Raw genomic sequence first — 22,210 nt, 5'->3', positions numbered from 1 at the left:
CCCCTCCTCTTCGGAGGAGGGGTTTGCGGCTTCACCGCCTCACGGTTGCCAGACGTGGACCAGATGGCGTGGCAGGCGGCGCGGTGCAAGGAGCATCACGTCGATCCTGATGTCGTCGCGGGGGCCGGCGAAGCGCGCGCTCAGCATTTCGGCGGCCGCGGCGACGCGGCGCAGCCGATATTGGTCGATCGCATGGTCGAGGTCCGCCGCGCGGTCGCGCCACTTCACTTCGACGAAGGCGACGGTGCGCCCGCGCCGCGCGACGAGGTCGACCTCGCCCGCGGGGACGCGCAGCCGCTGTCCCAGGATGCGCCAGCCGTGGAGGCGCAGCCACCACGCCGCGCGGCGCTCGGCCTTGCGTCCGCGCGCTTCGGCCGCGGCGCGGCTCAAGCCTCGGCCTTCAGCTCGAGCGCGCGGGCATAGACCGCGTGGCGGTCGCGGCCGAAGCGTTTGGCGACCGCCTTTGCGGCCTTTGCAACCGGCTCGTCGGCGAGCGCTTCGCGGAGCGCGGCATCGACGGTCGCCTCGTCGGCCTCTTCGGTCATATCGTCGGCGGGCGGCGCGACGACGATGACGATTTCGCCCTTCGGCGGCGCGTCGGCATAGCGCGTAGCAAGCTCGGCGAGCGGGCCGGTCACGCATTCCTCATAGAGTTTGGTGATCTCGCGCGCGACCGCGGCCTCGCGGTTGCCGAGCCCTTCGGCGAGCGCCGCCAGCGTTGCGGCGAGGCGCGGGCCGCTTTCGTAGAAGACCAAGCTCGCGCGCAGTCCCGCAAATTCGGCGATCGTGTCGGCGCGCGCCTTGGCCTTGTTCGGCAGGAAACCCGCGAAAAGGAAGCGATCGCTCGGCAGCCCCGACAGGGTGATCGCGGCGATCGCGGCGCACGGGCCGGGCAGGGTGGTGACGTGCCGCCCCGCCGCGCGCGCATCGCGCACCAGCTTGTAGCCGGGGTCCGAAATCAGCGGCGTTCCCGCATCCGACACCAGCACGACGACCTGATTTTCCATGCGCGCAACCAGATCGGCGCGCGCGCGTTCGTCGCTATGGTCGTGATAGGGGGTCATCTTTATCCGCAAGCCGAGGTGTGACAGCAGCTTCGCCGTCACGCGCGTGTCTTCGGCGGCGATCAGGTCGGCGCGGGCGAGGACCGCCGCGGCGCGCGCGCCGATGTCGCCGAGGTTGCCGATGGGCGTCGCCACGATATAGAGACCGGGCAAGGGAGTATTGGATATGGTCGAATCCGGCATGACGCCGAAAATGGCAGAAACTGGGGCAGAGCGCCAAGAGATTGCGTCGCCCCGCCGCCGCATGCTGCGCGGGCTGGCGACGCTGGCGCTCGGCGGGCTGCTCGCGGCGTGCCAGGTCGTGCCGAAAACCGCGGGTCCGCCGCCGCCGCCGCCGAACGGGGGCGAGACGATCGAACCCGGCCTGCCGACCGACACCGACCGCCACCGCGTCGCGCTGCTCGTGCCCGAGACGGGACGGAACGCCGACGTCGGCACCGCGATCGCCAATGCGACGACGATGGCGCTGCTCGATACCAGGACCGAGAAGCTGCGCATCACCACCTATGACACCGCGCTCGGCGCGGCGGCGGCGGCGCGGCAGGCGGTCGCCGACGGCAACAAGCTGATCCTCGGCCCGCTGCTCAGCGAAGATGTCGCGGCGGTCGCGCCGATCGCGCGCGCCGCGAAGGTTCCGGTGCTGAGCTTCTCGAACGACAGTGCGGTGGCGGGCAATGGTGTCTTCATCATGGGCTTCGTCCCCGGCCAGTCGGTCGAGCGCGTCGTCGCTTTCGCCCGCGGTAAAGGGCACACGCGCTTCGGCGCGCTGGTCCCCAAAAATGTCTATGGCGATCGCTCGGTCGCGGCGTTCCGCGCCGCGGTCAAGCAGGCCGGCGGCACGCTTGTCGCGGTCGAAAGCTATGACCGCAGCGCGACCGCGCTGTCGGGGGCGGCGCGGCGGCTCGCCAATGCGGGCGAGATGGACGCCGTGCTGATCGCCGACGTCGGCGGCAACGCGGTCCGCGCGGTGCCCGTGCTGCGCGAGGCTGGCGACCGGCAGATCCTCGGCCCCGAGCTGTGGAACACCGACGCGTCGCTCGGCACCAGCCCGGCGATGCGCGGCGCCTGGTTCGCCAGCGTCTCGGACGGTCTCTATGGCCAGCTCGCGACCAAATATCGCCAGCGCTATGGCAAGGCGCCCTATCGGCTCGCGAGCCTCGGCTATGATTCGGTGCTGCTGACGGTGCGCATCGCGCGCGACTGGAAGCCGGGGACCAATTTCCCGGTCACGCGGCTGCTCGCGGCCGACGGCTTCGGCGGGATCGACGGCATCTTCCGCTTCGACAATCAGGGCATCGCGATCCGCGCGCTCGAGGTCAGCGAGGTCGGCGCCGGCGGCTTCCGGGTGATCGACCCGGCGCCCGCAAAATGGTAGGATGCGGGTAATTCGCTGACCCCCGGGGCGTGGCAAAGCCGCCACAGTCCGGCGAAAAGCGTGGGCGCGCCGACACGCGCGGCCTTTACGCCGGCCGCGCGTTCACTATATGACCACGAGGCGCATCGGCGTGGGGTGCCGTGCGCGCATTTGAAACGATCTGAGGAGATACAGCTATACGCCCGCCCATGACCCGCCGCCCGCTGGCCCCGATGCCACCGAAGAACGGCCCGCGATACAATGAGTTCATCGCCTCGCCCAAGGTCCGCGTGATCGACGAGGAAGGCGAAAATCTGGGCGTAATGCTGACTGCCGAAGCGATCGAACAGGCGGCCGAAGTCGGGCTCGATCTGGTCGAAGTCTCTCCGAACGCCGATCCGCCGGTGTGCAAGTTCCTCGACGTCGGCAAATATAAATATGAGGCCCAGAAAAAGGCCAACGCCGCGCGCAAGACCCAGAAGACGCAGGAGATCAAGGAGATCAAGATGCGTCCGAACATCGACGATCACGATTTCGACGTGAAGATGAAGAAGGTCTTTCACTTCCTCGAGGAAGGCGACAAGGTCAAGATGACGATGCGCTTCCGCGGCCGCGAGATGAGCCATACGCAGCTTGGCCTCAACGTGCTCCAACGCGTCGCCGAGATGACCGCCGAAATCGCGAAAATCGAAGCGCACCCGCGCACCGAAGGCCGCCAGATGCTGATGGTGCTCGCGCCGAAGTAAGGTGCAGCGTCAGCCGATACGAATTTGAAGGGCGGTCGTTCCGGCGGGACGGCCGCCCTTTTCGTAGCGCCGCTCGACCATGTGCGCCGTGCCCTTGCCGTCGATCGCGATCAGCGTCGACGCGCGCGTGCCATAGACATCACCGTGCAGGAAGAGCGCGGGGTCGCCGGTCGCGGCCAGCGTGTCGAGCAGGCCGGCGGGATCGCTTGCTGCCTCGACCACCGCTTCGAGCGCGGCGCGGAGCCGCTCGGCGCGGGGGCAGGGGCGATCGACGGGTTCGTTGGCGATCGCATGGACGCCGGGGGCGAGCGAGGCAATGCGCGGCTTTGGGCGGTTGGTCATCAGCCTTGCCGTGCCATCGGCCGCGAACAGGTTGAAGGCGTTGAAACGATCGAGGTCGGCCTCGACCGGCGCGGCGAAGCGTCCGCCGCCGCGCAGCAGGTCGGTGACGAGCGCACCGCGCGACTCCTTCGCCGGATCGGGCATCGCGCCGCGGACGTTGGTGACGACGACGGCGCGCCCGCTCGGCGCATGGAGGCCCATCCACGTGCCGCCCGCCTGAAGGTCGCGGCCCGCGACGATGCCGCTGCCGTCGTCCCACGCGGCGAGCGGCGCGCTCGGCCGGTCGTGGAATTCGTCGCGGTTGCCGACGAGGATCAAGGGCCAGTCCCGATGGACCCGCCAGGCGAGGGCGACGACGCACATGCGCGCGCTATCGCCGCTGGGCGCGCGATTGCCAAGGGGGCGATGCTGTCATGGCAAAATAATACAGTTCCCCGTGCCCGCAAATGATGATAGATTGTGCGCGTTCAATGGGGAGGGGTTCGCCATGAATACGACTGTCAAAACGCCGTGGCATCTGTGGGTGGTCGGCGGGCTTTCGCTGCTGTGGAACGCGATCGGCGCGTTCGATTATACGATGACCAAGATGGACAACGCGGCCTATCTAGCGGGGTTCACGCCCGAACAGATCGCCTATTTTCAAAGCTTTCCGCTCTGGGCCAACACCGGCTGGGCGCTCGGCGTGTGGGGGGCGGTGCTCGGCTCGCTGCTGCTGCTCGCGCGCAGCCGTCACGCGGTCACCGCCTTCGCGGTGTCGCTGCTCGGCCTCGCGATCAGCAGCGTCTATCAGTTCGGCCTGCACTGGGGCGAGCTGATGCACATGTTCGGGGCCTTTCCGATGATCTTTACCGCGATCATCTGGATCGTCGCGATTGCGCTGTTCCTTTACGCGCGGCGCCAGGCAGCGAGCGGGGTCTTGCGCTGACGAAAGGCGGCACGCGCCGTTAACGGCGCCCCCGCCTGTCCTATCGCGCGCGGATGAAGGCGCGGATGTCGGCCGATAATTTGTGCCGGTCCTCGTCGCGGATATACATCATGTGCCCCGCGTCATAATATTCATACTCGATCCGGTCCTGCGGGATGCCGGTGCGCGACAGCGCATATTCAGCGGCGAAAAAGGGCGTCGCGAAATCATAATAGCCCTGCGCGACGAGCACGCGCAGCCCCGAATTTTCGCGCAGCGCCTGGCCGATATAGGGCGCGACGTTCAGATAGGCGTTGGTGTCGCGGCCGCCGAGGCGCCAGTCCCACTGGCTGCCGATGGAGCCGATCGACTGATATTCGCGATCCGTCTTGAATCCCAGCGTATCGCGCGCCCAGCTGTTGATCGCGGCGGTATAGCCCGCGTCGATGCCATAGAAGCTGGGGTCGTTGTCGGGCGTTTCGCCGGCATTGTCATAGTCCTTGCCGGTATAGCGGCTGTCGAGGCGGCCGATCGTCAGCCCGCGATCGCGCAGCAATTCCTTGTAGAAGCGGCCGGGCGTCACGCGCAGGTCGGCGCTTTCGAGATAGGTTTCCGAAAGACCGGTGAAGCGCGCCAGCTCGCGGCGGATCTTCGCGCGCTCCTCGCCCTGCAATTTCTGGCCCTTGAGCAGCGCAGCGGCATAGGGGCCGATCGCCCATTGCCGCGCTTCTTCGGCAAAGGCCTCGGGCGAGGCGGCGGTCGCCTTGCCGTGATAGAGCGCGGTTACCGCCATCGACGGCAGGTTGGTGATGTATGAGAGTTCGTTACCCGGCGTGTCGGCGCCCGCCGCAAAATCGAGCACGGTCGAGATCAGGATGATGCCGTTGAGCGCGACGTCATTATATGTCTCGTTCATCAACTGGTTCGCGACCGCGGCCGACCGCGTCGTGCCATAGCTTTCGCCGCCGAGATATTTGGGGCTGTTCCAGCGGCCATTCTCGTTCAGCCAGCGGCGGATCACCTCGGCGACGAGCTTTGCATCCTGCGTCACGCCGTAATAGTCCTTGGGGTCGGCCTTGCCGATCAGGTGCGAGAAGCCCGTTCCCGGCGGGTCGATGAAGACGATGTCGGTGGCGTCGAGCAGCGAGTCGGGATTGTCGACAATGGGATAGGGCGGCGCGCCATCGTCGGTGCCGTCGCCGGGAATCGCGACCCGCTTCGGCCCGAACGCGCCCATCATCAGCCAGACGGTGCCCGATCCGGGGCCGCCGTTGAACAGGAAGGTGACGGGGCGCGACGGATCGCGCGGTTCCTTGACATAGGAGGTGGTGACGACCGCGGCTTCGGGCACGCCATCCTTGTTCTTCAGGATCGTCTCGCCGATCGTCGCGGCATAGTCGATGCGCTGGCCGCCGAAGGTGCCGCTGAGTTTGGTGGTATGGATTTGGGGTTCGACATCGGCGGCGGGCTTTTCGGCCTTTGCCTTGTCATTCTGGTCCGCGGCATGGACGATGGCAGGAACCGCAACGGCAAGCGCCAGCGCGATCAGCGACAGACCCGATTTCATAAACTTGTCTCCCCGTTTGAGGCGCGAACGCTAAGCCGCGCGCGGGGAGGGGGCAAGGGTGCTCGTCGGTTACAATAGGGTTTTGGTCGAAGGTGTCAGGCGGCGCGCGGGACGATCCGGTCAAGCTCGCCATTCAGCGCTCGCTTGGCTTCGAGCAACTCGTGGTCGAGTTGCAAGCCAAGGAAAAAACCTTCCGACATACGGAAATATCGGGCGAGGCGCAGATCAAGCTCCGCATCCATATCGGCATCGCCATCGATCACGGCCTGTATTTGCCCTGCCGAGACCCCGAGTGCCCTGCCGAGCGCCGCCGCGTCCATGCCAAGCGGTTCCATGAACTCGGACAGCAGCAATTCACCGGCGTGGCTGTTGTGCAGCCAGTCGGGATTAGTGGTAGTCCGTGATTTCGACCTGCTCGGCATGTTCGTCTTTCCAGACGAAGCATATACGCCATTTCATATTAATGGAAATCGAATGTTGCCCGGCCCGATCGCGCTCCAGTGCGTGAAGGCGGTTCGACGGCGGATTGCGCAGGTCGTCGAGTGTCCGGGCGCGATTGAGTAGTTTGAGCTTGTCCAAGGCGCGCTTCTGGATGTCATGAGGCAGCTTCCGGCTGCGTTCGCCGTTCCAGATTTTTTCGGTTTCGGGATCGGCGAAGGAGTGGATCATCTGCGAAGGTCGTCCAAGCGGAGCCAATCGTCATCATTGGGGCGCTTTACATACCAGAAGCGCCATCCATTAACTTTAGTACCGGAAATTGCTCCGGCGGCGTCTGAAGGACTATGGCGAACATTCCCTTCTTCATCCTGCCAGCGCTGATCCTTTATCTCGGCGCGAAAAGTTTGGCCCTTATAAGTTGCTCGAAACTTCGTTCCGTCAGGCAAGAATACGTTGCCCATCCAGACTCCGGGAGCGTCCAGGCCGGCCAAGAGTCGAGCAATCTGATCTTCAGGGATTATCCCAACGGGCTTGAGGTTTTCATCACAATCGAGAAGGTTGGGGGCTTCTTCCGCTATGTTGAGCAACCGGCGAACTACGTCGTTGTAACTGTCCTCCTCGTTTCGCCTGAGGAGGGTCAAGGCTTTATATACGTCAAAATCAACTTCGATCTGCATGGCGCCACCTTTTCTCCCGGAGAATCTACGAGAGAAAAAGTGGTATGTCAATCAGGTTCCTCGCCCCCACTTCGTCCTGCTCGACTTCCCGAACCGGCCCTTCCTTGTCCCCGGCTTGCCCTCGTTCGAGCGCCCCACGCGCGGCGCCACCTGCTCGTCCGGCGGCAGGCCTAGCTCATCCGCCTCCAGCTTGCGGATTTCGTCGCGCAGCCGCCCGGCTTCCTCGAATTCCAGGTCCGCTGCGGCGTCGCGCATCTTCTTTTCGAGCTCCTGGATATAGGCGCGCAGGTTGTGGCCGACCATGTGCGCGGGCTTATCCTCGCCGATGTCGATGACGACGCCATCCTTTGATGCGACATGCGCGATGATGTCGCCGATGTTGCGCTTGATCGTCTGCGGCGTGATGCCATGCTCTTCGTTATACGCCTGCTGCTTTTCGCGGCGGCGGTCGGTTTCGCGCAGCGCGCGCTCCATGCTGCCGGTGATGCGGTCGGCGTAGAGGATGACGCGGCCGTCGACGTTGCGCGCGGCGCGGCCGATGGTTTGCACCAGCGATGTTTCGCTGCGCAGAAAGCCTTCCTTGTCGGCGTCGAGGATCGCGACGAGACCGCATTCGGGAATGTCGAGGCCCTCGCGCAGCAGGTTGATGCCGACGAGCACATCGAACACGCCGAGCCTGAGGTCGCGGATGATCTCGATGCGCTCCAGCGTCTCGACGTCCGAGTGCATGTAGCGGACCTTGAGCCCGGCTTCGTGGAGGAATTCGGTGAGGTCCTCGGCCATGCGCTTGGTGAGCGTGGTGACGAGCGTGCGGTAGCCCGCCGCGGCGGTCTTTTTCGCCTCGGCTATGAGGTCATCGACCTGCTCCTCGACCGGCTTGATCTCGACCGGCGGGTCGATGAGGCCGGTGGGGCGGATCACCTGTTCGGCGAAGACGCCCTGCGTGCGGTCCATTTCCCACGTCCCCGGCGTCGCCGAGACGCTGACCGTCTGCGGGCGCATCAGATCCCACTCGGCAAAACGCAGCGGCCGGTTGTCGATACAGCTCGGCAGGCGGAAGCCATATTCGGCGAGGGTGATCTTGCGGCGATGGTCGCCCTTCGACATCGCGCCGATCTGCGGGATCGTCTGGTGGCTTTCGTCGACGAAGAGCAGCGCGTTGTCGGGAAGATATTCGAACAGGGTCGGCGGCGGCTCGCCGGGCAGGCGGCCGGTCAGGAAGCGGCTGTAGTTCTCGATCCCCGCGCAGCTTCCGGTCGCGGCGATCATTTCGAGGTCGAAATTGGTGCGCTGTTCGAGCCGTTGCGCCTCGAGCAACCGCCCTTCGGCCTCGAGTTCCTTGAGCCGCTCGGCGAGTTCATGGCGGATCGCCTCGGTCGCCTGCTTCAGCGTCGGGCCGGGGGTCACATAGTGGCTGTTCGCATAGATGCGGATCGAATTGAGATTGGCGATCTTCTTGCCGGTCAGCGGATCGAACTCGGTGATCTCCTCGATCTCGTCGCCGAAGAAGCTGACGCGCCACGCCATATCCTCATAGTGCGAGGGGAAGATTTCGAGGCTGTCGCCGCGCACGCGGAAATTGCCGCGCGCGAACGCCTGGTCGTTGCGCTTGTACTGCAGTGCGACGAGCTTGCGGATGATCTCGCGATTGTCGGCGACCTGGCCTTTCTTGAGATCGAAGATCATCGCGGAGTAAGTCTCGACCGAGCCGATGCCATAGAGGCACGACACCGAGGCGACGATGATGACGTCGTCGCGTTCGAGCAGCGCGCGCGTCGCCGAGTGGCGCATGCGGTCGATCGCCTCGTTTACGCTCGACTCCTTCTCGATATAGGTGTCGCTGCGCGGCACATAGGCCTCGGGCTGATAATAGTCGTAATAGCTGACGAAATATTCGACCGCATTGTTCGGAAAGAAGCTCTTGAACTCGCCATAGAGCTGTGCCGCGAGGATCTTGTTGGGGGCGAGAATCAGCGCGGGGCGCTGCAATTCCTCGATCACCTTTGCCATGGTGAAGGTCTTGCCCGATCCGGTGACGCCGAGCAGCACCTGATCGCGCTCGCCCGCGCGCGCGGTGTCGACCAGTTCGCGGATCGCGGCCGGCTGATCGCCCGCGGGCTGATAGTCGCTGACCAGCTCGAAGGCCTTGCCGCCCTCGACCTTGTCGGGACGCGCGGGGCGGTGGGGGACATAATCCTCCGCCGTTTCGATTTCGTCGAGCGACGTGCGAATCTGAATTGCCATCGCGGTCAATATGGGGAGGATGAAGGGCTTCGGCAATGACGGGAGACCGACGATGAGCAAGCCTGTGATCGCGGCAGCGATATCGATTCTGGTGCTGGCGGCGTGTGGAAAATCGGACGAAGGCGTATCGGCGAAGAACGCATCGGTCGACGAGGTTCAGGAAAAGGTCGCGGCCGCTGCAAGGTCGGGCGAATTCATGGCGCCCGGCCAGTGGAAGGGGGCGATGAAGGTCACCAACCTGTCCTTTCCCGAAGAGGAGAAATTGCCCGCGGCGATGCGCGACCAGATGAAGGCGCAGATGGCGAAAGGGCATAGTTTCGAAAATTGCCTGACCCCCGAGGAAGCGCGTGATCCGCGCAAGAATCTGGCCGAGAATCAGGGTGGCCAATGCACCTATGATCATTTCGAGATGGCGAATGGCGTTATCGACGCAAAGATGACGTGCAACGCCGGCGGTGCGAAACGCGTGATGACGATGAACGGCACCTATAGCCGCGACAGCTATGACATGAAGATGTCGGCCCGCGGCGACGGGGCCGGCCCCGCCGCGATGTCGATGGATATGGAAATGTCGGCGCGGCGGGTCGGCGAATGCAAGGCCGGCGAAAGCTGATCGCGCGGGCTGCCCGAACGGGCGCCGGGAATGAGAGGGGAGGCAGGGGCAGGAGCGGACTTGCCGGCCGGCAGGTAGGTGGGGCTACGTTGCCGACCGGCGAAGTCTCAGTGTATGGAACCGGCAAGTCCGGCGAAGGACGCCAGGGACCAGCTCGCATCCTTCGACCCACCGGTTCCAATTCGTCCACCTGAGAAAAATCTCAGACCAGACCGCGGCGCTGTGGGGGGCGTCGCGACGATGCAAATCTGGCAGAGGAGTGCTCGTCGGAGCAGTTACAAGGGGTCACGTATCGGCGTGTAGCCGGATGTTTGGATTATATTAACTTTTTTTGCTGGTTTTTTGGGAAGAGTTTGCCGGAACAAATGGCCGGAAAGCGCGTTTCCGGTCGCTTGTTACCGTTACATGAGGGCGACAATGGCTGGTAGGGGACGAAGATTGTCGTATCTACCGCGCTCGGCAACGCGGGGGACGCTATAGGGTGGAAATGGACCGCACCAAGGCTAATGACATTGATGCCGCCGCCGACGCCGAGCGGATCATTGGCGAGGAGCTCGAACGGCTCCTCGCATCGCCGCTTTTCGTGCGCTCGCCGGTCCTGTCGCGGCTGCTCCAGTTTCTGGCCGAACATCAGCTTCGCGGCGGCCGCGGCGTGCCCAAGGCCTATGCGATTGCGACCGAGGCGCTGGGTCGCAGCGCCGATTTCGATCCCGCGGTCGACAGCTATCCGCGCGTCATGGTCGGCCGGCTGCGCAGCCTGCTCGATCGCTATTATGCCGACACCGCGTGGGTCCATCGTCTGCGCGTTCCACAGGGTAGTTACGAACTGGTCGTCCAGCACCGGGCCTCACCGCCCGCGCGTGTCGCGGCTGAGGAAGATGACGTAACAGCGGCGGCGCCTGTTGCCGATCCGGCCACCGGCGCCGGCGTGACGTCAAGGCAGCGCCGGCGCTGGCGGGCATGGGGTATTGCGGCGGCGGCCGCGCTGCTTGCCGCCCTCGCTGCCTGGTGGTGGTTCGACGGCCGCGAAGACCTGCGCGGTCCCGAACCTCTGCCGATCCTCGAGGTCAGCGCACCCTCGGCGGGCGACACACCGGTATCGCGCGCGATCGCGCGGGCGCTCGACGGCAAGTTGCGCGACGGATTGCGCCGTTTCGATCTCGTCGACCTGCTGAGCGCGCGGCGGCCCGGCACCGGCGTCTCGGCGCGCGGCGCCGACTACCGGCTCGATTCGTCGATCGTACGGACCTCTGAGGGTCCCGTCGACGTCACCCTCGTGCTCAATCGCGTTTCCGACCAGCGCGCGATCTGGTCGACGCAGCTTCGCGTCACCGACGACCAGATCCCCGAATTCGGCACGCTGGCCCCCGCGATCGCGCAGATTGCCGGCGATTACGGGATCATCGTCCGCGATCAGGTGCAGCGCGAGCCCGAAAATTTTGCACCCGGCTACCCCTGTCTCGCGCAGTTCAACCGCATGCGGCAGATGCGGAGCATGACCAATGCGCGGCAGGTCGAGGCGTGTCTGCGCGCCTCGATCGAGGACAAACCGCGCGACGCGGCGCTTCTCGGCGCGCTGTCGTGGCTGCGCTTCGGCGACTGGCAGCCGCGGCGCGAGACCCCGGAAGGCAAGGCGGCGTTCGCCGAAGCGCGACGGCTGGCGAGGGCCGCCTATGAAAATGCCCCGAACAGCACGGTCGGGCTGTTCGCGATGGCGCGCGCCCATTTCTATGCCGGCGACTGCCAGTCGGGCGTGGCGATGGGCGATGCGGCGCGCCTGCTCAATCCCTATGACGCCGACATCGCGGGCTTTCTGGGGCTGTTCAAGGCGGCATGCGGCGACGCGGCCGCCGCGCTGCCGCTGCTCAAGCGGTCGGTCGAACTCGACCCGAGCTATGCCGGGGTTCCCGCGGTCACGCTCGCCTTCATGCTCGCGCAAAGCGGCGACGCCGACGGGGCGCTCGCGCTGCTCGACCGGATGCCGGCGCCGAGCAATCTCGAGCCGCAATATCTGATGGTTCGCGCGATCGTCTTCGCGCGCAAGGGCGATATGGCGCAAGCGCGGCGGCTCTGGCGGCAGTTGCTCGATTACACCCGCAAACCCGTGGGCACGCCGCCCGAAGAGGTGCTGCGCCAGTTCATGATCACCCCGGCGGTGATCGCCCGCGCGGCGGAGGTGCTCCGGGCTTCCGGCGTGGTGTCCGCGGAGCCCCCCGATTGACCGGCTTGCATCTTCGAAGGCGACGGCGGGGCAGCGCCCGGATCGCGCCAGCCCTCTTGCCAGCCCCGCCGCTGGGCTCTAGGGCAAATCCCAACATTCACGACATAGCCAGAAAAAGGAACTGTGCATGAGCGATTCGGCTGAAAAGGTTAAAAAGATCGTCGTCGAACATCTGGGTGTCGAAGCCGACAAGGTCACCGAAGAAGCGAGCTTCATCGACGATCTGGGCGCCGACAGCCTCGATATCGTCGAACTGGTGATGGCGTTCGAGGAAGAATTCGGCGTCGAAATCCCCGACGATGCGGCGGAAAAGATCGCGACCGTCAAGGATGCGATCGACTATATCGAAGCGAACAAGGGCTAAGGCTGCCCGGTCCGGCGCGGCCGGACGCGGCGGCGACGCTGCCCACGCGTTTCCGGCTTCCCGGTCCAGGGCGTTTCGGCGCTGCGGCCGGGAAGCTTTTTTTATGCGCCGGTGTTTTGAAGGCTGCGCGCCGACGGCTATATGAAACGCGTCCCCGCGGGACCGGGGACCGACGAAAGGAACGACTATGCGCCGCGTTGTGGTGACGGGTTTGGGATTGGTGACGCCGCTGGGCGGAGACGTCGAAACCAGCTGGGCCAATCTGCTTGCCGGAAAATCGGGCGCGGGAACCATCACCCGCTTCGACGCGTCGGACCAGAAATGCACGATCGCGTGCGAGGTGAAGCCCGCCGACCATGACTATGGTTTCGACCCGAACAAGCGCGTCGATCATAAGGTGCAGCGCCAGGTCGATCCCTTCATCATCTATGGCATCGACGCCGCGGGCCAGGCGATCGAGGACGCCGGGCTGACCGAGATGAGCGAAGAGGACCGGCTGCGTACCGGCTGCTCGATCGGCTCGGGGATCGGCGGGCTGCCGGGGATCGAGAGCGAAAGCCTGCTGCTCGCCGAAAAGGGGCCGGGGCGCGTCAGCCCGCACTTCGTCCACGGCCGCCTCATCAACCTCATCTCGGGGCAGGTCAGTATCAAATACGGCCTGATGGGCCCGAACCATGCGGTCGTCACCGCCTGTTCGACCGGCGCGCATTCGATCGGCGACGCGGCGCGGATGATCAAGGACGGCGACGCCGACATCATGCTCGCGGGCGGGTCCGAATCGACGATCTGCCCGATCGGCATCGCGGGCTTCGCGCAGGCGCGCGCGCTCAACATGAGCAGCAACGACGCCCCCGAAAAGGCGAGCCGTCCCTATGACAAGGACCGCGACGGTTTCGTGATGGGCGAGGGCGCGGGCGTCGTCGTGCTCGAGGAATATGAACATGCCAAGGCGCGCGGCGCCAAAATCTATGCCGAGGTCGTCGGCTATGGCCTGTCGGGCGACGCCTATCACGTCACCGCGCCGCACCCCGAAGGTTTCGGCGCCTATCGTTCGATGGAGATGGCGCTGAAAAAGGCGGGCATGACCCCCGCCGACATCGACTATATCAACGCACACGGCACCTCGACCATGGCCGACACGATCGAGCTCGGCGCGGTCAAGCGGCTGTTCGGCGATGCGATCGGCACCGTGTCGATGAGTTCGACCAAATCGGCGATCGGCCACCTGCTCGGCGGCGCCGGCGCGGTCGAGACGATCTTCTGCATCCTCGCGATCCGCGACCAGATCGTTCCGCCGACACTCAATCTCGACAACCCCGACGAAGGCACCGAAGGCGTCGACCTGGTCCCGCACAAGGCGAAGGCACGCCCCGTCAAGGCCGCGCTCAACAACAGCTTCGGTTTCGGCGGCACCAATGCGAGCCTGATCGTCAAGGCGGTCGAAGCCTGACGCGATGCGCTGGCTGCTTGCAGCCTTGCTCGCCATGGCGCTGACCGCCTGTTCGGGCGGCGCGCCGCGCGACACGGTGGTCGTCATCCCGCCGGGCGCGAGCATCGCAAAGGCGGGCGAGATATTGGAGGAGGCGGGGGCGACTTCGGCCTCGGCCTTCGTCAACCACGCGCGCTTCTTCGGCGGCGACGCGCCCATCAAGCCCGGTGAATATGAAGTGAAAAAGGGGATGAGCGCGGGCGACATCCTTGCGCTGATGCAGGCGGGCAGGACCGTCCAGCGCTTCGTCACCATTCCCGAAGGCATGCCCTCGATCATGGTGTGGGAGCGGCTGATGGCCGAAAAGCGGTTGACCGGCAAGGTCGCGGTGCCGGCCGAAGGCAGCGTGCTGCCCGACACCTATGCCTATACGCGCGGCGAGACGCGCGCCGCGGTGCTCAAGCGGATGCAGGCGGCGATGGACAAGGCCTTTGCGGAATTGTGGGCGAAACGCAGCCCGCGCACCGCGGCGAAGAACCGCAACGAGGCGCTGACGCTCGCCTCGATCGTCGAAAAAGAGACCGCGGTGCCCGCCGAGCGCCGTGCGGTCGCGGGGGTCTATACCAATCGGCTCGCGGTCGGGATGCGGCTGCAGGCCGATCCGACGATCATCTATCCGATCACCAGGGGCAAGCCGCTCGGCCGCCGCATCAAGCGGTCGGAGATCGAGGCGGTGAACGACTATAACACCTATAGCATGGCGGGGCTGCCCAAGGGGCCGATCGCCAATCCCGGCAAGGCGTCGATCGCCGCGGTGCTCGACCCCGCGCCGAACGACTATCTCTATTTCGTCGCCAAGGGCGACGGCGGCCACGTCTTTGCGCGCACGCTCGCCGAGCACAGCGCCAATGTGCAGAAATGGTATGAGATCCGGCGCGCGCGGGGAGAGATGTAGAAAAACGTCGCCCCAGCGGAAGCTGGGGCCGCTGGAAGCCCTGCGCTGCGCCGATCGCGGCCCCAGCTTTCGCTGGGGCGACGGAAGATGGGAGGGAGCATGACCACCGCGAAGCTGTTCCTCCACGGCGTTCCCGACAGCCCGGCGATCTGGCGACCCTTGATCGACGCGCTCGAGCTTGACGACACGCCCGTCGCGTTGCCCGCGCTGCCCGGTTTCACCGGTCCGCTGCCCGCGGGCTTCGCTGCCACCAAGGAGGCCTATGCCGACTGGGCGGTGGGCGAGGCCGAGGCGCTCGCAGCGGCGCACGGTCCGATCGACATCGTCGGCCACGACTGGGGCGCGCTGATCGCGCAGCGCGCCGCGACGTTGCGCCCCGACCTCATCCGCAGCTGGGCGGTGTCGAACGCCGTGATCGATCCCGACTATCGCGGCCATCGCATCGCGCGCATCTGGAACACGCCGCTGCTCGGCGAGATCTTCATGGCGCTGAGCCGGCCCGCCGCGCTCGCCAGGGGGCTCGCCGAGCAGGGTGTGCCCGCCGCGCTCGCTGCCGAAGAAGCCCGCCAATGGGCGAACAAGGACAAGCGCCGCGCGATCCTGAGGCTCTATCGCTCGGCGCACGGGCTCGATTTTTCGCGCGACTGGGCGCGCGACCTCGACCGCTTGCCGCGTCGCGGCGCGCTGATCTGGGGCGCCGACGATCCCTATGTCGACCGGTCCGTCGCCAGTCGTTTTGCCGCGGCGCGGGGCTTTCCGCTCACGATGATCGAGGACGCGGGGCATTGGGCGATCGCCGAGCGTCCCCTTACGGTCGCGGCGGCGCTACGCGCCTTTTGGGACGGACTCGATAGGGAGGCGCGCGATTGAACGGCTCAATCGATCATTGTGAGCCAATTTATCGATTGGCTTTCGGCGCCGCGAGCGACCATTTGCGCCTCCGTTCCCGACAATCGGGGCCGGCACCCCGCCGCCCCTGCGCGAGAACCCCGAAATAGCCGGCGCGGCCATCCCCCCTCCCGACCGCGCCGCTGGCGCCGCGCCCATCGTCGTCACTGGAACGATGGGTGCGGCGGACCAGCGCCATTTCGACGCATTGCGCGCCGCGCATTTTCCGCCCGAACGTAACTATCTCGCCGCGCATATCACGCTCTTTCATCAGCTGCCGCCGTCGGCGCGCGCCGAGCTCGAGCGGCTGATCCGCACGATCGCCGCCGACACGCCGCCGCCGCGCGCGATGCTGCGCGAGGTCTATTCGCTCGGCCGCGGCGTCGCCTTTCGGATCGAGAGCCCCGACCTGCTCGACATCCGCGCGCGCATGGCCGAGCGCTTTGCCGGGATGCTGCCGGCGCAGGATCGCGGCACGCCGCGGCTCCACATCACGGTGCAGAACAAGGTGACGCCCGAGGCGGCGCGCGCGCTGCTCGCCGAGCTGGCGCAGGATTTCCGCGCGCGCCCTCTCGCTGTCACGGGGCTCGCCGCGCATTTCTATCGCGGCGGCCCGTGGGAGTTCGCCTTCGCGCGGAATTTTCGCGGACCGCACGCACGATATTGACCGCCGCCGCCGCCATGCCTATAGGCGCTGCTCGCCCGCAGCGGCGGCCTTTCGGGGCGGAGTAGCTCAGCTGGTTAGAGCAGCGGAATCATAATCCGCGTGTCGGGGGTTCGAGTCCCTCCTCCGCTACCACTCGCGAATCACCTTCAAACCTCGCATTTCCGGCAGTTTTCTGCCATTCATCGAGGTCGTTCCAATGGTGACAAATAGCTGTCCAGAAGTGAGTTATTTGGACAACTCACGTCAGATTTGGACCCGTTTGGACACAGGTTTCGCGAGAATTTTCGCGAGTGTTTCATGGCCTCGATCCCCTCGAGGTTATCATGAGCAAAGCAGTAATATTGACCCCCGCCCATATCGAGCGGTTGAAGAGTGGCGCGCTAGCCGACCGCGAAGTCCCGGGCCTTTCCATCATCGTCGCTGGCGCTGCAAAAAAGCAGTGGCGCTTCAAGCGCGTTGTCGCCGGCACAAAGAAGACCGTCGAACTGATCCTTGGGGTCTACCCGGCCTTTTCGATCGACGAAGCTCGCGAATGGGCCGGGCCGCTCAGCAAGGCCGTGTCCCGCGGGGAAGATCCGCGGACGATCAAGCGCGCCGAAGAGGCGTTGGCGATGTCGGTTGCCGATGCGCATATAATTTACATGGCTGCAATGCGTCGCGGCGACCGAAAGAAGCTGAAACCGCGGACAATCTCCGACAAGGACAAGATGTATACGCGCGACATCGGACCGAGGATCGGATCGAAGGTGCTGGCCCAACTCACCGAAGACGACTGCTGGGATGCGGTCTATGACAAAGCCAAGGCCTCCAAGCATCGTGCGAACAAGATGGCGGGAGAACTCAGCTGCTTCCTGAAATGGTGTGCGGGTCGTGAAGGCCGGATGGCGGGCATCATGCTGAAAGAGCATCCGGCAACCACCCTCAACTCGAACTGGTTCGATACCGGGCCAAAGGCCAACAAGCGCTTCCTGTCGGACGAGGAAATCGAGTGGTTGTTTCGTGCGCTCGTCGATGAGGAACTGACCTATCGACGCGGGTTCATCCTCCTGTTGCTGACGGCCGCTCGCCGTAGCGAACTCTTCGAAGCGCCCTCGGACGAGGTCGTGGCGGGTATCTGGACACTGCCGCCCGGGCGATCGAAGAACAATGAGGAGAATGTCGTGGCGCTCGGACCTTGGGGTCAGCGCCTTGCGCAGACCAACTATGAATGGCTGTTTCCATCGCCGTGCATCGACGGTCCGCAGCGCGCGGGATGGTTCAAGGCGCGCGATCGGATTCATGCGCGGATGGAAGCCTTCGCCGGCCGCATCATCTCACGGTGGCACTTTCATGATCTGAGGCGCACCTTCCGATCGCACGCACGGCGGGTCGGTATCGACAATGAAATCGCCGAACTGATGCTCAATCACAAGCGCAAGGGCATTGAAGGTATCTATAACAGGAACCAGGAACTCGAATTGCGCGCCGAGGGGTTCGCTGCATGGGAGCGGCATCTCGTTGGCCTGGCGCATAGCGCAGACGCCGCGGAGAGCCTGCTCGCGCCACCGTGCGAACCGGACCCCGGTTAGCAGGGATCGGCGAACCGACTTTGTGGGGGAGGTCGATCGCCGAAAGAAAGAGGTTGGGCGGGGCCTGCCGCAAGAGAGGCACGGCTCGCTTTTCCGTGCGTGCCAACGATGTCGGGCGAGCTAGTCTCAAGTTCCGGAGCGGGCGGGGTCTTCGCCGTCGATCGCTCCCCTGGAGGGAGACCGACATGTCGTTGGACGTGATGAATGCGATGCCGCATGAAAGCTGCGGTGACATGGGGCGCGAACTGGAAGCGCTTAAACTCCGGCTGTTTTTGATACCCGTAGTGGAAAAGGGCTATGGCGTTGTCCCGGTGTTCGAAGAGGGATGCAGCTATTTTCGGCCGGGGGAAGTCGCAGTCTATAAGGAGGAGACGCCGCGGGACCTCATTCCGGGCCTTTATTGTATCGAGCGGCAGCGACCGGTCGCAAGTTCGCCGTTTCCCGAGAGCCCGCGCATCGTCGAGCGCGAGGTCGTCTATGCGCGGGATCATCCCAAGATAAAGGATTGCTGGGAATATATTTCCCTGAAATCCAAAGTGATCCGCGGGGTGCGCCGTTATGCCGTTCCTGAAGGTCCCTATATAAACGGATGCCGGGGCGACATGCTGCTCGGGCCGATTGTGGGTATTTATATGCCGGCCGCTCAGACGAGCGCCGGCTGACGGTCCCCTTTTTCGGCGCCTGGTCTCTATCGGATCGACGCGAGCGCGGTTTCCAGCCGTGGTAACCGCGCGTCGATCGCTTTTGCGACGCTGTCGTGGATCGCCGGATGAAAGTCAGCGGGCATTTCGGACAGTGCGGTTGCCGCGGCTTTGGGTGCTGCCTCCAATATTTCCGTCAGGACCGCCTTTATCGTCGTCGCGCCGAGTCCCGCCTCTTGGGCGGTCTCGATGAAATGGCGACCGACGATTTCGAGGATCCGGTATTTGCCGCTCGCGCCTACCGACATGGCGAGTTTATACTTGTTGTTCGGGATTTGTTTGAGATCGAAAGCGCCTTGCGCAGAGAGGACGTCATAGAAAGGGGTCAAGCCGTAGCGTCCCCCCGGACGGAGGAAGATGCTGAAATTCTTTCCATGGCCATCGGTCGCGCCGATCAGCCAGAAAAGCAATTGGCTCTTGAAGAAGGCGGCCTGATCGCGGAGCGGCTCATCCGCCCCGCGGAGCAATTTGAGGATGTCGGTCGCGCTCGGCCCACCATTGTTCTGATACTTCTGGGCCGGAGGAACCGTGAGCGCCTGGCAGCAATCTTCTTGCGGCAAGCGCAGAATACGGTTTCCGCGTCGCTGGCGATCGAAGCGCTCTACCACGAGTACCCGGCGTTTTCCGAAGGTTTCGATATGGCTGGGCGCGACCGGCAGGCCGAAGGCAGCCAGCAGATGCAGGCAATAATGCTCATTGTCCACGCTGTTCTGCATGTCGATGATACCAAAGGCCGTCGGTATTTCCCCGAGCTGGGGCTTCAAGATATGGGTCGTCGGGGTCGTGCCGAGGGGACGCATCCAGCGCCCTTCGCTGAAGAGAAGAGCGGTCTTTTCCTGAGCGCCGGCGACGGAGATGCGGAATTCATGGTCAAGATCGATGCCGAGCGGCGTTCGCGCCAGATTGGCGAGCATCGCCTCTATCTCGCCTTCATCGACGACCTCGCCTTCGATTTCCGGAAGCGCTTCGACCGCCGTCCCCTCGGGCAGGAACTGCATCGCGCCCACACAATCGCGGCCAATGCGTTCGAGCAGGCTGTAATAATCGGCGCCTTCGGCTCCGGTTCGCTCAGCGACCGTTTTGCGAACATTCGGATTGTCGGGAAGGAGATTTTCGAAAACCGCGGTGACGGGGGCGCCGCTGTAGGCGGGTTCGCGTAGCGGCAGCGATAATGAGATCGCGAACGCATGCTGCCAGTCCAGCCAGCTTTGGACGTATCGGAAGCTCGTTGCTCCACTCCGCTCCTTGATGAGTTGCCCGACAGGGCGGTTGTTGACGAGGACATCGAGAGGGACATGGGCGCGGTGACGAGGCATCAGAAAATGTCTTCGATTTCGACTGCTGCGCCATGCGATCGGCTATCGACCAGCAGGTCCAGACCGAGCGCGGCAAACAATGTGTATATTGAAGAGAGCTTTGTGCCGTCATGGCCGCCCTCGATCTTCGATATCAGTTCCTGGCGGAGTCCGGACAGACCGGCCAATTCGGTCTGGGTGAGCCCTTTTTGCCGGCGTGCTCTCTGAATCAGATTCCCCAATTGCTTTGGTGAGCGTGCGACTTGAGTCATGATGGTCTCCTTGGAAGACCCTATGCTCTAAATCGCATAAAGTGTCAATATGCTATTTTTAACATAAAGAAAAAATATGCATAAAAGAGCATAAGCAAACTCTATGCTCCTAATGACATAAAACACGTCCACGATCGCCAGCTCGCGGTGCGGTGCGGCGGTGGTCTTTCACAAGCGGCCGCCTTCGGCGGCCCGAAGAGGGAGAGGGTGAACGATTCTCGTGGCGGGTAGCAAGCCGGGAGAGAGGCTTCCGGCGGCCCGCCATGGAGAAATGGCATGGCCAAATCGGCACCCAAACTCACCCTCAATTCTTCACGCGACATTCCGCTCGACAGGCTCGTCCTGTCCCAGTCCAATGTGCGGCGCGTGAAAGCCGGCGTCTCGATCGATGCCTTGGCCGACGACATCGCCAGGCGGAAATTGCTCCAGAGCCTCAACGTCCGGCCCATTCTCGATGACACGGGCCAGGAAACTGGCCGGTACGAGGTACCGGCCGGCGGACGCCGCTACCGTGCGCTCGAGCTGCTCGTGAAGCGAAAGCTGCTCGCTAAGGACACGCCGGTCCCGTGCATTGTGAAAGCGGCGAACGACGACATCCTCGCTGAAGACGACAGCCTCGCCGAGAACGCGATGCGCGAAGCGCTCCATCCGCTCGACCAGTTTCGGGCGATGCACGCCATGGTCGAAAAGGGCCAGGATATCGAGGCCGTCGCGGCCAATTTCTTCGTGACGCCCGCGGTGGTGCGGCAGCGGCTCAAGCTCGCCTCAGTGTCGCCGGTGCTGCACGATGCCTATGCCGACGACCGGATCGGCCTCGAACAGCTGATGGCCTTCACGATCTCGGATGATTTCGAGCGGCAGGTCCAGGTCTTCGAACTGTTGACCGAAAGCCGTAGTCTCGCGCCTCATCTCATCCGCCAGAAGCTGACCGAGAATGTCGTCCGCGCCGCCGACAAGCGGGCGCGCTTCGTGACGCCCGACGCTTATGTCGAAGCCGGCGGCGGGATCGTGCGCGACCTTTTCGAGGCCGATGGCGGCGGCTGGCTCACCGATCCCGCGCTACTCGACCGGCTCGTCGACGAGAAGCTGAAGGCCGAGGGCGAGGCTCTGCTCGGGGAAGGCTGGAAATGGGTGGCGACTTCGGTCGACCTGCCGTGGGACGCGCTGCGTGACCACCGCGAGATCGACCGCGACGAGATACCGATGACGGCCGAGGAGGAGACGCGGATTGCCGAGCTCGAAGCCGAGGGCGAAGAAATCGATCGCTTATGGTCGGAAGCCGAGGAAGTGCCCGACGACATCCACGCGCGCGTCGACGCGATCAATGCCGAATATGCGGAGATCGCGAAGCGGCCGCTGACCTTCGCGCCGGAGGAGATCGCGATCGCCGGCGTGTTCGTGTCGCTCGAGCGCGACGGTTCGATCCGCATCGACCGGGGTTATGCCTGGGCCGAGGGCGCACTGTTCCAAGTCTATACAGCGCCGGGCCAGGTTACCGATATCGCCCTGCAGGAAGGCGAGGAGCTGGTCGGCCCGGGTCCCGTCGCCGCGGGCGATACGGTACGGTGGATTATTGGTGACACGCTGAGCGGCGAGGGCGCGACGCGACGCGTTCATATCCTCGTGAAACCAACCCGGCCCGACATCGTCACGAATTTGATCATCAACACGAGCCGTCGGACATATCACATCGAGCTGCGCGCGACGCCTTCGACCTATATGGCGGCGGTTTCGTGGCGCTACACGCCAAGCTGACCGGTCTGGTGACGCCGCTGCCCCCCGAGCGACTGATTGGTCCAATGATCGAGCGCTTCATTGCAAGCGATCGGGAGTTCGGCAAACAGCGGCGCAGGGAATCGTAGATGCGCGGCGATCGCGCTCCGCGCCGTACTGCCCAGCCC

Annotated in this window: 23 protein-coding genes, 1 tRNA gene and 3 pseudogenes; 16 read left to right on the top strand and 11 right to left on the bottom strand. The window is 64.5% G+C overall.

The window, feature by feature from the left end; translation table 11 throughout:
• Positions 1 to 39: 39 nt before the first annotated feature.
• Together CHB69_RS08965 and rsmI are read right to left on the bottom strand one after the other, a co-directional pair.
• Positions 40 to 390 carry a YraN family protein gene (locus CHB69_RS08965; RefSeq protein WP_089215666.1) on the bottom strand — a complete coding sequence of 117 codons (351 nt, stop codon included), beginning with the start codon at positions 388 to 390 and terminating at the stop codon, positions 40 to 42.
• Entirely contained in the window at positions 387 to 1,247 is an 861-nt protein-coding gene (gene rsmI, locus CHB69_RS08960; RefSeq protein WP_089215665.1) for a 16S rRNA (cytidine(1402)-2'-O)-methyltransferase, read from the bottom strand. Before rsmI ends, CHB69_RS08965 begins: the two co-directional genes overlap by 4 nt.
• Positions 1,248 to 1,308: 61 nt before the next feature.
• On the opposite strand from rsmI, the gene CHB69_RS08955 reads away from it, so the two are divergent.
• Together CHB69_RS08955 and infC are read left to right on the top strand one after the other, a co-directional pair.
• Complete coding sequence (locus CHB69_RS08955; protein ID WP_089215664.1) at positions 1,309 to 2,439, top strand: penicillin-binding protein activator; 1,131 nt, start codon at positions 1,309 to 1,311, stop codon at positions 2,437 to 2,439.
• 188 nt (positions 2,440 to 2,627) lie between these two features.
• The gene (infC, locus tag CHB69_RS08950; protein ID WP_089215663.1) at positions 2,628 to 3,164 is read left to right on the top strand and encodes a translation initiation factor IF-3; all 537 of its coding nucleotides are present in this window, start codon (positions 2,628 to 2,630) and stop codon (positions 3,162 to 3,164) included.
• A gap of 9 nt (positions 3,165 to 3,173) precedes the next feature.
• On the opposite strand, the gene CHB69_RS08945 is transcribed toward infC, so the two are convergent.
• Positions 3,174 to 3,869: an NRDE family protein gene (locus CHB69_RS08945; RefSeq protein WP_089215662.1), complete on the bottom strand. Its 696-nt coding sequence runs from the start codon at positions 3,867 to 3,869 to the stop codon at positions 3,174 to 3,176.
• 124 nt (positions 3,870 to 3,993) lie between these two features.
• Between CHB69_RS08945 and CHB69_RS08940 the strand changes: the two genes are divergently transcribed.
• Positions 3,994 to 4,431: a hypothetical protein gene (locus CHB69_RS08940; RefSeq protein WP_089215661.1), complete on the top strand. Its 438-nt coding sequence runs from the start codon at positions 3,994 to 3,996 to the stop codon at positions 4,429 to 4,431.
• A gap of 40 nt (positions 4,432 to 4,471) precedes the next feature.
• On the opposite strand, the gene CHB69_RS08935 is transcribed toward CHB69_RS08940, so the two are convergent.
• From CHB69_RS08935 to uvrB, 5 genes are all read right to left on the bottom strand, one after another.
• Positions 4,472 to 5,977, bottom strand: coding sequence for a S10 family peptidase (locus CHB69_RS08935; protein WP_089215660.1), 1,506 nt, complete (start codon positions 5,975 to 5,977; stop codon positions 4,472 to 4,474).
• Positions 5,978 to 6,072: 95 nt separating this feature from the next.
• Positions 6,073 to 6,399 carry a HigA family addiction module antitoxin gene (locus CHB69_RS08930; RefSeq protein WP_089215659.1) on the bottom strand — a complete coding sequence of 109 codons (327 nt, stop codon included), beginning with the start codon at positions 6,397 to 6,399 and terminating at the stop codon, positions 6,073 to 6,075.
• On the bottom strand, positions 6,365 to 6,646 hold the full coding sequence (locus CHB69_RS08925; RefSeq protein ID WP_089215658.1) for a type II toxin-antitoxin system RelE/ParE family toxin: 282 nt from the start codon (positions 6,644 to 6,646) through the stop codon (positions 6,365 to 6,367). The genes CHB69_RS08930 and CHB69_RS08925 overlap by 35 nt, the downstream gene beginning before the upstream one ends.
• The gene (locus tag CHB69_RS08920) at positions 6,643 to 7,092 is read right to left on the bottom strand and encodes a DUF2924 domain-containing protein (protein ID WP_089215657.1); all 450 of its coding nucleotides are present in this window, start codon (positions 7,090 to 7,092) and stop codon (positions 6,643 to 6,645) included. The genes CHB69_RS08925 and CHB69_RS08920 overlap by 4 nt, the downstream gene beginning before the upstream one ends.
• 51 nt (positions 7,093 to 7,143) lie before the next feature.
• Positions 7,144 to 9,336, bottom strand: coding sequence for an excinuclease ABC subunit UvrB (gene uvrB / locus CHB69_RS08915; RefSeq protein WP_089215743.1), 2,193 nt, complete (start codon positions 9,334 to 9,336; stop codon positions 7,144 to 7,146).
• A 52-nt stretch (positions 9,337 to 9,388) separates the two neighbouring features.
• Between uvrB and CHB69_RS08910 the strand changes: the two genes are divergently transcribed.
• From CHB69_RS08910 to CHB69_RS08865, 10 genes are all read left to right on the top strand, one after another.
• Positions 9,389 to 9,949, top strand: coding sequence for a DUF3617 domain-containing protein (locus CHB69_RS08910; protein WP_170935496.1), 561 nt, complete (start codon positions 9,389 to 9,391; stop codon positions 9,947 to 9,949).
• 487 nt (positions 9,950 to 10,436) lie between these two features.
• Positions 10,437 to 12,170, top strand: a complete 1,734-nt coding sequence (locus tag CHB69_RS08905) for a tetratricopeptide repeat protein (RefSeq protein WP_089215655.1) — start codon at positions 10,437 to 10,439, stop codon at positions 12,168 to 12,170.
• A gap of 127 nt (positions 12,171 to 12,297) precedes the next feature.
• Entirely contained in the window at positions 12,298 to 12,534 is a 237-nt protein-coding gene (locus CHB69_RS08900; protein ID WP_003039428.1) for an acyl carrier protein, read from the top strand.
• A gap of 187 nt (positions 12,535 to 12,721) precedes the next feature.
• A complete protein-coding gene (gene fabF / locus CHB69_RS08895) occupies positions 12,722 to 13,984 on the top strand; it encodes a beta-ketoacyl-ACP synthase II (protein ID WP_089215654.1) in 1,263 nt (420 codons plus the stop codon).
• 4 nt (positions 13,985 to 13,988) lie between these two features.
• Entirely contained in the window at positions 13,989 to 14,918 is a 930-nt protein-coding gene (mltG, locus tag CHB69_RS08890) for an endolytic transglycosylase MltG (protein WP_089215653.1), read from the top strand.
• 99 nt (positions 14,919 to 15,017) lie between these two features.
• A complete protein-coding gene (locus CHB69_RS08885) occupies positions 15,018 to 15,788 on the top strand; it encodes an alpha/beta fold hydrolase (RefSeq protein ID WP_245836657.1) in 771 nt (256 codons plus the stop codon).
• Between the two features lie 193 nt (positions 15,789 to 15,981).
• Entirely contained in the window at positions 15,982 to 16,473 is a 492-nt protein-coding gene (locus CHB69_RS08880; protein WP_089215651.1) for a 2'-5' RNA ligase family protein, read from the top strand.
• 55 nt (positions 16,474 to 16,528) lie between these two features.
• Positions 16,529 to 16,605 (top strand) — tRNA-Met (locus CHB69_RS08875).
• Between the two features lie 158 nt (positions 16,606 to 16,763).
• Entirely contained in the window at positions 16,764 to 18,041 is a 1,278-nt protein-coding gene (locus tag CHB69_RS08870) for a tyrosine-type recombinase/integrase (RefSeq protein WP_089215650.1), read from the top strand.
• A gap of 185 nt (positions 18,042 to 18,226) precedes the next feature.
• Complete coding sequence (locus CHB69_RS08865) at positions 18,227 to 18,703, top strand: hypothetical protein (RefSeq protein ID WP_089215649.1); 477 nt, start codon at positions 18,227 to 18,229, stop codon at positions 18,701 to 18,703.
• Positions 18,704 to 18,729: 26 nt separating this feature from the next.
• Here CHB69_RS08865 and CHB69_RS08860 read toward each other — a convergent pair whose 3' ends face one another.
• The 3 genes and pseudogenes from CHB69_RS08860 to CHB69_RS08855 all read right to left on the bottom strand — a co-directional run bounded on the left by CHB69_RS08860 (position 18,730) and on the right by CHB69_RS08855 (position 20,309).
• Positions 18,730 to 19,740 (bottom strand): HipA domain-containing protein, encoded by a 1,011-nt coding sequence (locus tag CHB69_RS08860; protein ID WP_245836655.1) that lies wholly within the window; start codon positions 19,738 to 19,740, stop codon positions 18,730 to 18,732.
• A 3-nt stretch (positions 19,741 to 19,743) separates the two neighbouring features.
• Positions 19,744 to 20,058, bottom strand: a pseudogene (locus CHB69_RS20785) (HipA N-terminal domain-containing protein); the annotation flags it as partial.
• Positions 20,058 to 20,309: a helix-turn-helix domain-containing protein gene (locus CHB69_RS08855; protein ID WP_089215647.1), complete on the bottom strand. Its 252-nt coding sequence runs from the start codon at positions 20,307 to 20,309 to the stop codon at positions 20,058 to 20,060. The gene CHB69_RS08855 and the pseudogene CHB69_RS20785, both read right to left, overlap by 1 nt.
• A gap of 276 nt (positions 20,310 to 20,585) precedes the next feature.
• On the opposite strand from CHB69_RS08855, the pseudogene CHB69_RS20780 reads away from it, so the two are divergent.
• The 3 genes and pseudogenes from CHB69_RS20780 to CHB69_RS20515 form a co-directional block, all read left to right on the top strand.
• Positions 20,586 to 20,897, top strand: a pseudogene (locus tag CHB69_RS20780) (ParB/Srx family N-terminal domain-containing protein); the annotation flags it as partial.
• A 792-nt stretch (positions 20,898 to 21,689) separates the two neighbouring features.
• Positions 21,690 to 22,052 (top strand): annotated as a pseudogene (locus CHB69_RS20775) (TrbG/VirB9 family P-type conjugative transfer protein); the annotation flags it as partial.
• Entirely contained in the window at positions 22,043 to 22,171 is a 129-nt protein-coding gene (locus CHB69_RS20515; protein WP_342746767.1) for a DUF2274 domain-containing protein, read from the top strand. The pseudogene CHB69_RS20775 and the gene CHB69_RS20515, both read left to right, overlap by 10 nt.
• Positions 22,172 to 22,210 lie beyond the last annotated feature (39 nt).

It is taken from the genome of Sphingopyxis indica, assembly GCF_900188185.1.
Lineage (GTDB): Bacteria > Pseudomonadota > Alphaproteobacteria > Sphingomonadales > Sphingomonadaceae > Sphingopyxis > Sphingopyxis indica.
The sequence above is the reverse complement of the archived record's forward strand: the minus strand, read 5'-3'. Positions and strand labels throughout refer to the sequence as shown.